At 68.6% G+C, this 10,269-nt stretch carries 13 protein-coding genes; 7 read left to right on the forward strand and 6 right to left on the reverse strand.

Features of this window, described 5'->3' with window-relative positions:
- The 5 genes from BN13_RS09995 to BN13_RS10015 form a co-directional block, all read left to right on the forward strand.
- Positions 1-490 (forward strand): class I SAM-dependent methyltransferase (locus tag BN13_RS09995; RefSeq protein WP_157038538.1); only part of this gene is annotated, 490 nt, incomplete at its 5' end.
- 160 nt (positions 491-650) lie between these two features.
- Entirely contained in the window at positions 651-2,036 is a 1,386-nt protein-coding gene (gene radA / locus BN13_RS10000) for a DNA repair protein RadA (RefSeq protein ID WP_048546480.1), read from the forward strand.
- A gap of 72 nt (positions 2,037-2,108) precedes the next feature.
- Positions 2,109-3,182: a DNA integrity scanning diadenylate cyclase DisA gene (disA, locus tag BN13_RS10005; protein ID WP_048546482.1), complete on the forward strand. Its 1,074-nt coding sequence runs from the start codon at positions 2,109-2,111 to the stop codon at positions 3,180-3,182.
- Entirely contained in the window at positions 3,179-4,063 is an 885-nt protein-coding gene (locus tag BN13_RS10010) for an HhH-GPD family protein (protein WP_048546484.1), read from the forward strand. The genes disA and BN13_RS10010 overlap by 4 nt, the downstream gene beginning before the upstream one ends.
- A 38-nt stretch (positions 4,064-4,101) precedes the next feature.
- Positions 4,102-5,613: an LCP family protein gene (locus tag BN13_RS10015; protein ID WP_084733681.1), complete on the forward strand. Its 1,512-nt coding sequence runs from the start codon at positions 4,102-4,104 to the stop codon at positions 5,611-5,613.
- A 109-nt stretch (positions 5,614-5,722) separates the two neighbouring features.
- Here the strand turns inward: BN13_RS10015 and BN13_RS10020 are convergent, their stop codons facing one another.
- The 6 genes from BN13_RS10020 to BN13_RS20780 form a co-directional block, all read right to left on the reverse strand.
- Positions 5,723-8,233: an ATP-dependent Clp protease ATP-binding subunit gene (locus tag BN13_RS10020; RefSeq protein ID WP_048546486.1), complete on the reverse strand. Its 2,511-nt coding sequence runs from the start codon at positions 8,231-8,233 to the stop codon at positions 5,723-5,725.
- Between the two features lie 90 nt (positions 8,234-8,323).
- On the reverse strand, positions 8,324-8,557 hold the full coding sequence (locus BN13_RS20300) for an AMP-binding protein (protein ID WP_048546488.1): 234 nt from the start codon (positions 8,555-8,557) through the stop codon (positions 8,324-8,326).
- Positions 8,509-8,631 (reverse strand): hypothetical protein, encoded by a 123-nt coding sequence (locus tag BN13_RS20945; protein WP_407667893.1) that lies wholly within the window; start codon positions 8,629-8,631, stop codon positions 8,509-8,511. Before BN13_RS20945 ends, BN13_RS20300 begins: the two co-directional genes overlap by 49 nt.
- Positions 8,589-8,894, reverse strand: a complete 306-nt coding sequence (locus BN13_RS20305) for an AMP-binding protein (protein ID WP_048546490.1) — start codon at positions 8,892-8,894, stop codon at positions 8,589-8,591. Before BN13_RS20305 ends, BN13_RS20945 begins: the two co-directional genes overlap by 43 nt.
- Entirely contained in the window at positions 8,895-8,984 is a 90-nt protein-coding gene (locus tag BN13_RS20310; protein ID WP_321162923.1) for an SDR family oxidoreductase, read from the reverse strand. It lies immediately after the preceding gene.
- Positions 8,953-9,216, reverse strand: coding sequence for a hypothetical protein (locus tag BN13_RS20780; RefSeq protein WP_321162924.1), 264 nt, complete (start codon positions 9,214-9,216; stop codon positions 8,953-8,955). Before BN13_RS20780 ends, BN13_RS20310 begins: the two co-directional genes overlap by 32 nt.
- Here BN13_RS20780 and BN13_RS20785 point away from each other — a divergent pair.
- Both BN13_RS20785 and BN13_RS10045 read left to right on the forward strand, forming a co-directional pair.
- Positions 9,100-9,414, forward strand: a complete 315-nt coding sequence (locus tag BN13_RS20785; RefSeq protein ID WP_048546493.1) for a hypothetical protein — start codon at positions 9,100-9,102, stop codon at positions 9,412-9,414. The two genes, BN13_RS20780 and BN13_RS20785, sit on opposite strands and share 117 nt — an antisense overlap.
- A 61-nt stretch (positions 9,415-9,475) precedes the next feature.
- Complete coding sequence (locus BN13_RS10045) at positions 9,476-10,093, forward strand: TetR/AcrR family transcriptional regulator (protein ID WP_048546495.1); 618 nt, start codon at positions 9,476-9,478, stop codon at positions 10,091-10,093.
- Positions 10,094-10,269 lie beyond the last annotated feature (176 nt).

Genomic DNA, 10,269 nt, shown 5'->3' on the forward strand with positions numbered 1-10,269 from the left:
GGTGCTGGCCAGCGTGGCTGGCGTGGGTGGCGTGGGTGGCGTGGGTGGCGTGGGTGGCGTGGGTGAAGCTGCTGTTGCGGTTGGCGCCGCGCAGCACCTGCCCGTAGCCGACGCCAGCATCGACATCGCCCATGCTCGCTGGGCTTATTTCTTCGGGCCGGGGTGCGAGCCGGGGCTGGCCGAAATGGCGCGAGTGATCAGGCCCGGCGGGGTGGCGGTAGTAATCGACAACGACGCGACAACCTCAACCTTCGGCGAGTGGTTCGCGCAGAGTCATCCCGGCTATGACGCTCTCGCGGTGGAGCGCTTCTGGCGGCGGGCCGGCTTCACCCGCGAGCGCCTACTGACTTCCTGGCAGGCTCGCGACCGCGCGGAGTTCCAGGCGCTCGTCCGCATCGAGTTCGAGCCCGCCGCGGCGGACCGCATCCTGGCCGAGCACGCCGGTTCGACGGTCGACTACGCGGTCAACGTTTGGTGGCGCCGCTACTGACGCCCCCACCCCCATTTCCCAACTTGAGCACGCCTTACGCACTTGAGCACGTCGTACAAGACGTGCTCAAGTGCGTAAGGCGTGCTCAAGTTCGGGATCCCCGGGTTCGGAATCCCCGGGTTCGGCGGGGCTGTCGGTGGCGGCGGTTAGCGTTTTAGCTATGGCTACCAAGACCGCCCGACCGGGCTACCGATGCTCCGAATGCGGCTGGACGACGCCCAAGTGGGTTGGCCGCTGCGGCGAGTGCCAGGCGTGGGGGGCGGTCGCGGAGGCGGGTGGGATCGGCATACGCACGAAGGCGGCGGCGAGCGTGGCCCGGCCCGCCGTACCCATCGCGACCGTCGACGTGCGCCGCGCCGTGGCCCGGGCCACCGGAGTTGCCGAGTTCGACCGCGTGCTCGGTGGGGGCCTCGTGCCGGGGTCCGTCGTTCTGATCGCCGGTGAGCCCGGCATCGGCAAGTCGACGCTGCTGCTCGATGTCGCCGCGCGGGCCGCACGATCCGGCGCCACCGCGCTCTATGTCAGCGGCGAGGAGTCGGCGGCCCAGGTGCGCGCGCGGGCGGAGCGCATCGAGGCCATCGCCGACACGCTCTATCTGGCCGCCGAGACCGACCTCGCCACCGTCTTGGCGCATATCGACCAGGTGTCGCCGCAGGTCATGGTGATCGACTCGGTCCAGACCATCGCCAGCTCCGAGATCGACGGCTCGGCCGGCAATGTGAGCCAAGTGCGCGAGGTCGCCGCCGCAGTGATCGCGGCCGCGAAGTCTCGTGACATCTCGGTCCTGCTCGTCGGCCATGTCACCAAGGAGGGCTCGATCGCCGGCCCGCGCCTGCTGGAGCATCTCGTCGATGTCGTCGTGACCTTCGAGGGCGAGCGGCATTCCCGACTGCGCCTCGTCCGGGCGGTGAAGAACCGATTCGGCCCGACCGACGAGGTGGGCTGCTTCGACCTCAGTGATATCGGCATCGTCGGGCTGCCCGATCCGAGCGGGTTGTTCTTGTCCCAGCGCACCGGTCAGGTCGCCGGCACCGCAATCACCGTCACACTAGAAGGCCGCCGCCCGCTCGTCGCCGAAGTCCAGGCCCTCGTCAATGAGAGCGTGCTGCCGACGCCCCGCCGCGCCACCCACGGTCTCGACTCCTCGCGGGTGTCGTTGCTGCTCGCCGTGTTGGAGACCCGCGCCAAGGTTCGCGCCGGCAAGGCCGACATTTATGTCTCGACCGTCGGCGGGGTCAGGCTACGCGAGCCGGCCGTCGACCTTGCCTTGACCATCGCGATCGCCAGCGCCATCGCGGACCAACCGCTCGACGCCCGAACCGTCGTGATCGGCGAGGTGGGGCTCGCGGGCGAGGTTCGCTCGGTCCCCGGCCTGCCGCGGCGCCTGTCCGAAGCGGCGCGCCTGGCCTTCACCCGGGCGATCGTGCCGGTGGGCACGACCGGGGCCGGACCCGTCCCGCTGGGCATCGAGATCATTGAGGTCGCCGACGTCCCCGCGGCCCTGCGCGCCATGATGACCCGACCCGCCCGAGGGGAGGCCGGATAGACTTCACGCTCGGAGCGCACGCCATATCGGACCCGCCCCGACGGCATCGACGACTCCCCGAAGGACATCAGCGTGGCACCAGGCGAGGACGACCAACTGCGGGCCACCCTGGCCGCAGTGGCTCCCGGCACCGAACTTCGCGACGGGTTGGAGCGCATCCTGCGCGGCAACACCGGCGCCCTGATCGTGCTCGGCCATGACCGTGGCGTCGAGGCCCTCTGCACGGGCGGTTTCCCACTGGACGTCGACTTCTCCGCGACCCGCCTGCGCGAGCTCGCCAAGATGGACGGCGCCATCGTCGTCAGCCACGACCTCAGCCGGATCGTTCGCGCGGCGACCCAACTCGTGCCCGATCCCAATATCGAGACGAGCGAGTCCGGCACGCGGCACCGGACCGCCGAGCGCGTCGCGAAGCAGACCGGGCTGCCGGTGGTCTCCGTCAGCCAGTCCATGCGCATCGTTGCCCTCTATGTCGGCGGGCGCCGCCACGTCCTCGAAGGCTCCAGCGCGATCCTCAACCACGCCAACCAAGCCCTGCAGACGCTGGAGCGTTACCGCGCCCGTCTTAACGAGGTCACCGGTACCCTGTCCGCCCTGGAGATCGAAGACCTGGTCACCGTCCGCGACGTCGCCACGGTCCTGCAGCGGATGGAGATGGTGCGCCGCATCGGTGCCGAAGTCAGCGGCTATGGCGTCGAGCTCGGCGTCGACGGACGCCTCCTCACCCTGCAACTCGACGAACTCACCTCGGGTCTCGCCGACGAACTCCACTGGGTCATCCGCGACTACCTGCCGGCCGAACGCCTAGAAGACGGTGGCGTGCCCCGCGTCGTCGCTGCCCTCGCCGAACTCAGCCAGTCCGAACTCCTCGACCCCAGCGCGAGCGCGCGGGTGATCGGCCTCTCCGCCGATGGACTCGACGCGGGCATCTCCCCGCGCGGCTACCGGATTCTCAGCAAAGTGCCGCGCCTGCCCGGCCCGGTGTTCGACCGGCTGCTCGATCACTTCGGCACCCTCCAGCGCCTCATTAACGCCACCAGCGAAGATCTCCAGAGCGTCGACGGCGTCGGCGAGGGCCGCGCCCGGACCATCCGAGAAGGCCTGACTCGCCTCGCCGAGTCGAGCATCCTCGAACGCTACGTGTGACGGACACCCAAGCCCACCGGGAGCAGGTCCACGAGCGCGTCCTCTCCTGGTATGCCGCGCACGGCCGCGACCTCCCCTGGCGCCGCCCCGAAGCCACACCGTGGGGCATCTACGTCAGCGAGATCATGGCTCAGCAGACCCCGATCGCCCGCATCCTCGGGCCGTGGCTGACCTGGCTGAAGCGCTGGCCGAACCCCGCGGCGCTCGCCGCCGATCCACCGGCCGAGGCGATCCGCGCCTGGGACCGGCTCGGCTACCCCCGTCGAGCCCTCAATCTCCACGCCGCCGCCACCGCGATGGTGCGCGATCACGACGGTGAGGTGCCCGCCGATCTTGACCAGCTACGGGCCCTGCCCGGGGTGGGGGAATACACCGCAGCCGCCGTCGGGTCGTTCGCATTCGGCATACCGGCTCCGGTGGTGGACACGAACGTCCGCCGCGTGCTCGCCCGAATCGCGCTTGGCGAGGCCCAGGCCGCGCCGAGCCTGACCAAGGCCGAGCGGGATCTGGCCGCCGCGTGGATGCCCGCGGACCCGGACGACGCCAACCGGTGGAATGTCGCCTCGATGGAGCTCGGGGCGCTCGTGTGCACCGCCCGCACCCCCGGGTGTGGCGTGTGTCCCGTCGCCGACCTGTGCGTATGGCGCGTGGCCGGCTCCCCGGCATACGACGGCCCCCGCCGACCTCACCAGGGGTATGCGGGAACCGACCGGGAGGTGCGCGGCGCGATCATGGCGATCGTGCGTGAGGCGGATGCCGCCGTGCCGGCCGCCGCGTTCACCGACGTGGCTGCCGCGGACCGGATAGAGCGCGCCGTGGCCGGTTTGGTCGCCGATGGACTCCTCAGGCTCAGCGAACAGGGCTACGATCTGCCGCGGTGACCTCTGTCACCGGGGACTGAAGGGACAACGCGGCGACGATGGCGAGACCAGGTCTGCGCGAACCCCTACCCGTCGGCGGCGACGGCCGGGTGATTCAGCGCCCAGCGCTGCGCCGGGCGCTCGGCCTGACGCTCCTCAGCACGGTCATCCCTGGCGCCGGACTGCTCTGGACCCGCCACCGCCGCGCCGGCATCGCGCTGCTGCTCCTGGTCGCCGCGACCTTCGGCTATATCGTTTTCCGGGTCCTCAGCAACGGCCTCGTGGGCACCGCCCTGTCGGTAGGCGTCTCGACCAGCGCCCTGCGTCTGCTGATGTTCGGCGTGATCATTGCGGCCGTGGTGTGGTGCGCCGCGATTCTCGCCACCGCCTTCAGCGCTCGACCCCACCCCTCGACCCGCGACGACCGCCTCGCCACGACCTTGCTCGCCCTCTTGTGCTGTATGGCGATCATCGCCCCGAGCGCGTGGGGCGTGCGGACCCTCGGCCTGCAAAAGTCCCTGGTCACGACGGTCTTCCACGACAACGGAACTGCGCCCGGCGGCACTTCGACCGCCGCGGTCCCCGCGGTCGGGGAGGACGATCCGTGGAAGGACATCCCGCGCGTCAACGTCCTCCTCATCGGCTCTGACGCCGGCGCGGACCGCGTCGGGGTGCGCCCGGACTCGATGATGGTCGCCTCGATCAACTCCCGCACCGGCGACACAGTGCTGATCGGCGTCCCCCGCAACCTCGAGAACGCCCCCTTCCCGGCGTCGAACCCGCTCCACGAGCTCTATCCGGACGGCTACAACTGCGGGGACGCGTGCCTCATCAATGGCGTATGGACGCTCGCGACCGACCGCCCCGACCTGTTCCCGGGCGAGACGAATCCCGGTCTGCGGACCACCCGCGATGTGGTCGGCGAGACGCTCGGGCTCTCCATCGACCACACCGTCGTCATCGACCTCTCCGGCTTCGCCGCCCTAGTGAACGCGATGGGTGGCGTCACGATTAACGTCAAGGAACGCGTCTGCATCGGGTGCAAGGCGACCGCCTCGGGCGAGATCGTCGGCACGACGGGCTATATCGACCCGGGTGTGCAGCACCTCGACGGCTATCACGCCCTCTGGTATGCCCGTTCCCGCGCCATGTCGGACGACTTCTCCCGGATGCGTCGCCAGCGGTGCGTCGTGGGCGCTCTCGTGGATCAGGTCTCCCCCACCAACATGCTGATGCGCTATCCCGAGCTCGCGAAAGTTCTCAAGGAGCACGTGAGCATCGACATCGGCCAGCAGCAATTGCCGGCGTGGGTGCCGCTGATCGAGCGCATCCAGCGCGATGGCACCGTGCGGAGCCTGCCGTTGACCAACAAAGTCATCGACGTCGGCCGCCCGGACTTCGCCAAGATCCGGGAGTTGGTGGCGAACGCGACCAGCGACAACCCGACGACCACCTCATCCTCTGCCGGCAGCTCGACGTCAGCCTCGACCACCCCGTCGTCCTCGTCCACCGCGCCCTCGGAATCCCCGACCCCCGAGGACGGCCTCACCACCCTCGCCGCGGCCTGCTGAAAACTACGGTCGCTGGCGGCCGAACGCGCCAACCGCGCGCGCCACAGCAATAACGAAGGAAGGCCCGGAGCACTGTGTGCTCCGGGCCCTCAATCCTCGCGGGTCTGGACTACTCCGCGTCGGCGACCACCAACGGCAGGTCGATGTGGCCTGGGTGAGCGGTGCCCGTGAAGGTGAACACCTCGTCCCGACCCTCGCCCTCGGTGCCGACGACAACGATCTCGCCGGGCTTCAGCTCGGCATACAGAATCTTCTCGGAGAGGGTGTCCTCGATCTCGCGCTGGATGGTGCGGCGCAGCGGCCGGGCACCCAGCACCGGGTCGTAGCCCTTCTTGGCGAGCAGAGCCTTGGCCGCGGGCTGCAACTCGATGCCCATGTCCTTGTCCTTGAGCCGCTTGTCGAGCTTGGCGATCTCCAGGTCGACGATCTGCTCGATCTCCGCCTGCGTGAGCTGCGGGAAGACGATCGTGTCGTCGACGCGGTTGAGGAACTCGGGCCGGAAGTGCTGCTTCAGCTCGTCCTGGACCTTGTTCTTCATGCGCTCGTAGTTGCTGCGCGAGTCCGGTCCGGCGGAGAACCCGAGGCTGACGCCCTTGGCGATGTCCCGCGTGCCGAGGTTGGTCGTCATGATGATGACGGTGTTCTTGAAGTCGACCATCCGACCCTGGGAGTCGGTGAGGCGGCCGTCCTCGAGCACCTGCAGCAGCGAGTTGAAGATCTCCGGGTGGGCTTTCTCGACCTCGTCGAACAGGACCACGGAGAACGGGCGGCGGCGGACCTTCTCGGTCAACTGGCCACCCTCTTCGTAGCCGACGTAGCCGGGCGGGGAGCCGAACAGTCGGCTGACCGTGTGCTTCTCGCTGAACTCCGACATGTCGAGCTGGATGAGGGCATCCTCCTCGCCGAACAAGAACTCGGCGAGCGCCTTGGCCAGCTCGGTCTTCCCGACGCCCGTGGGGCCGGCGAAGATGAACGAGCCACCGGGGCGGCGGGGGTCCTTCAGGCCGGCACGGGTGCGCCGGATGGCCTGGGAGAGCGCCTTGATGGCGTCGTCCATGCCGACGATCCGCTTGTGCAACTCGCTCTCCATGTTGAGCAGTCGCGTGGACTCCTCCTCGGACAGCTTGAACACCGGGATGCCGGTGCTGGCCGCTAGGACCTCGGCGACGAGTTCCTCGTCGACCTCGGCCACAACATCGAGGTCGCCAGCCTTCCACTCCGCCTCGCGGCGGGCCTTCTCCCCGAGCAGCTTCTTCTCGTCGTCGCGAAGACGCGCGGCCTTCTCGAAGTCCTGCCCGTCGATGGCGGATTCCTTCTCCAACCGCACCTGGGCGATGCGCTCGTCGAACTCGCGCAGGTCTGGTGGCGCGGTCATGCGACGAATGCGGAGTCGAGCGCCAGCCTCGTCGATCAGGTCGATGGCCTTGTCGGGCAGGAACCGGTCGTTGACGTAGCGGTCGGCGAGCGTGGCGGCCGACACGAGAGCGGCGTCCGTGATGGTCACGCGGTGGTGCGCCTCGTAGCGGTCGCGCAGGCCCTTGAGGATCTCGATGGCGTGAGCAAGCGTCGGCTCGGCCACCTGGATCGGCTGGAATCGACGCTCCAGCGCCGAATCCTTCTCGATGTACTTGCGGTATTCATCGAGCGTCGTTGCGCCGATGGTCTGCAGCTCACCGCGGGCCAACATGGGCTTCAAGATCGACGCCGCGTCGATCGCGCCCTCGGCAGCGCCCGCACCGACGAGGGTGTGAATCTCGTCGATGAACAAAATGATGTCGCCCCGGGTGCGGATCTCCTTGAGAACCTTCTTGAGGCGCTCTTCGAAGTCACCGCGGTAGCGGGAGCCAGCGACCAGCGACCCGAGGTCGAGCGTGTAGAGCTGCTTGTCCTTCAGCGTCTCGGGCACGTCGCCGCGCACGATGTCTTGGGCCAGGCCCTCGACCACGGCGGTCTTGCCGACGCCGGGCTCACCGATCAGGACCGGGTTGTTCTTGGTGCGGCGCGAGAGCACCTGCATCACGCGCTCGATCTCTTTCTCGCGCCCAATCACCGGGTCGAGCTTGGACTCGCGCGCCGCCTGGGTCAGGTTGCGGCCGAACTGGTCGAGCACGAGCGACCCCGCCGGGGTGCCCTCCTGCTGCTGGCTGGCCGGACCGACGCCGGCAGCTTGCGCCTCCTTGCCCTGGTAGCCGGTGATCAGCTGGATCACCTGCTGGCGCACCCGGAGCAACTCGGCGCCCAGCTTGACCAACACCTGAGCGGCAACGCCCTCGCCCTCGCGAATGAGGCCGAGCAAGATGTGCTCGGTGCCGATGTAGTTGTGGCCGAGCTGCAGCGCCTCGCGCAGCGACAGCTCAAGAACCTTCTTGGCGCGCGGGGTGAACGGGATGTGCCCCGACGGCGCCTGCTGGCCCTGGCCGATGATCTCTTGGACCTGCTCGCGGACCTGCTCCAACTCGATGCCGAGGCTCTCGAGTGCCTTGCTGGCCACGCCGTCACCCTCGTGAATCAGGCCGAGCAGGATGTGCTCCGTCCCGATGTAGTTGTGGTTGAGCATCCGCGCTTCTTCTTGCGCGAGCACCACGACGCGCCGGGCCCGGTCGGTGAACCGTTCGAACATGTATGCGCTCCTCGCTGATCCAGTCAGCTTCGATGGTATCTGCGCACGCTGACAGCCGAGGGGCAGTTTCAGCGTGCGTCACTGACCTCCTCAACTTCCCGGGTGCCCGGGATGTTCCAGACGGACGTATGCCGCGCCCTCCCGTTCGCTCACAGCGCACAGCGGACGCGGGCCCAACCCGCCCTCGTCATCGAGGAAGCCGATGTCGCCGGTGTGGTGCCAGCCATGGGCGCTCGCCTCGGCGGTCGCCTCGGGGTTCTTGTAATAGCCAGCCATCACCAGCGAGGACCGCACGACGATCTCGCCGCGCTCCCCCGCCGGCACCGGCTGGTCTCGAGGTTGGTGCCGGTGAGCATCACGCCCTTGGGCCGGCCAGTCGTCCCGCCAGTCCCGACAATCGCCGCGAGGTCGTCGACATATGCCGCATCCCCCGCGAATTCGGCCCCGCCCGCGAGGAAGTCGGCCCAGCCAAGCGCGGGTCGTTCGCCGAGAGGATGGCGACCTTGCCGCCCGGGGTGACCCCCCGGGCGACCAGCGCCGCGGCGATGCGATGGCTGAGGTCGACCACCTCGGCATACGACAGGGACGAGCCGTCCGTCGTGAGGCACGGTCGATCAGGGCCGAGCGAGGCGCCCTTGTCGAGGTAGTCGACCAGCCGCATCTACATCCCCATCCCGCCGTCGACCGGCAGGCCGACGCCGTTGACGAACTTCGAGGCGTCAGAGGCGAGGAAGACGACCGCATCGGCGATGTCTTCGACGGTGCCGAGCCGGCCCGAGGGAGTCAGTTCGATCACCGCGCCGACGGCCGCTTCCGGGGACTCGAAGAGGCCGAGGTTGGCGCAGTCGACGGCTAGGCCGGTGCCCATGGCGGTGGGGACGAGCCCTGCCGAGGATGTTGACCTCCAGCATCCGGCGGATTTCCTCCGGCTTGACCTCGGCGATCAGGTCGGTGATCTCGATGCCGGCATTGTTGACGAGCACGTCGAGGCCACCGAGGGTCTCGACGGCGGCGGCAGCGAGCGCGCGCGCCATACCTTCTCCGAGTCCCTGGGCGCCGCCGGTCACGAGGGCCTTGCGGCCGGTCAGGTCGATGGAGGTCATGCTGCTCCTTCACAACGGATTCCGGCGGCGCGCCGTGGGCACATCAGCGTGCAAACCCACCCTGTCCTGCGCACTTGACAAATGTCAAGACATACTGCTTGCTATTCTTCCCGTCCGTCCTGACCTACGCTTGGGCGACATGACGGTTAAGCAGGGCGCAACGCGCACCCGCGACCGGAAGTCCCTGGAACGCCGCGACCAACTGGCGGAGTCGGCCTTGAAGACTCTCGGTGAGTTCGGCTACGCCCACACGAGCCTGCGCGACATCGCCGCCAACTCCGAGTTCAGCCACGGCGTCGTGCATTACTACTTCGCCGACAAGACCGAACTCATCACCTACTGCGTGCGCTACTACAAGGCTCAGTGCGCCACGCGCTATGACGCGATCGTGGCCTCGGCGACGACCGCGGAGGAACTTCGGCTCGGCTTCGCCGACAAACTGTGCGAGACCCTTGTCGAGGACTCCTCGATGCACCGTCTCTGGTATGACATGCGCACCCAGGCGATGTTCGACCCCGCCCTCCAACCGGATGTGCTGATGATCGATTCCACCCTGGAGGAGATGATTTGGCGGGTCCTGAGCCGGTATGCCGCGCTCTCCGGTCAGTCGCTGACCATCGACTCCCCCACGGCATACGCGATGTTGGACGGGGTCTTCGAGAGAGCGCTGCTGCACCACCTCGCCGCAGACGGCGAGTGTGTGGAATGGCTGCGCAGCCGCGCCCTGGGCCTGCTGCCCACCTTGCTCGGCGCCTGAGCCAACCCGGCCCGGCGCGGCGCGGCATCGCCGGCCCCGCACCGGCGCGCCAGCGGCTGCTTAGCGCGGCGGGCCAAGCGCAACCCGTCGGCGCACCTCCGTCAAACCATCTGACCCCTCGGGCACATCCCACCAAGACTCAACCCACCACGTCGCGCCGAGGGACTCCCACAGCC

It is taken from the genome of Nostocoides jenkinsii Ben 74, assembly GCF_001046875.1.
GTDB lineage: Bacteria > Actinomycetota > Actinomycetes > Actinomycetales > Dermatophilaceae > Nostocoides_A > Nostocoides_A jenkinsii.

Coding starts and splice junctions, on each gene's coding strand:
- radA (WP_048546480.1), top strand. CDS start 651: ATGGCTACCAAGACCGCCCGACCGGGCTACCGATGCTCCGAATGCGGC.
- BN13_RS10015 (WP_084733681.1), top strand. CDS start 4,102: ATGGCGAGACCAGGTCTGCGCGAACCCCTACCCGTCGGCGGCGACGGC.
- BN13_RS10020 (WP_048546486.1), bottom strand. CDS start 8,233: ATGTTCGAACGGTTCACCGACCGGGCCCGGCGCGTCGTGGTGCTCGCG.
- BN13_RS20305 (WP_048546490.1), bottom strand. CDS start 8,894: ATGCGGCTGGTCGACTACCTCGACAAGGGCGCCTCGCTCGGCCCTGAT.
- BN13_RS20785 (WP_048546493.1), top strand. CDS start 9,100: ATGGCGGTGGGGACGAGCCCTGCCGAGGATGTTGACCTCCAGCATCCG.
- BN13_RS10045 (WP_048546495.1), top strand. CDS start 9,476: ATGACGGTTAAGCAGGGCGCAACGCGCACCCGCGACCGGAAGTCCCTG.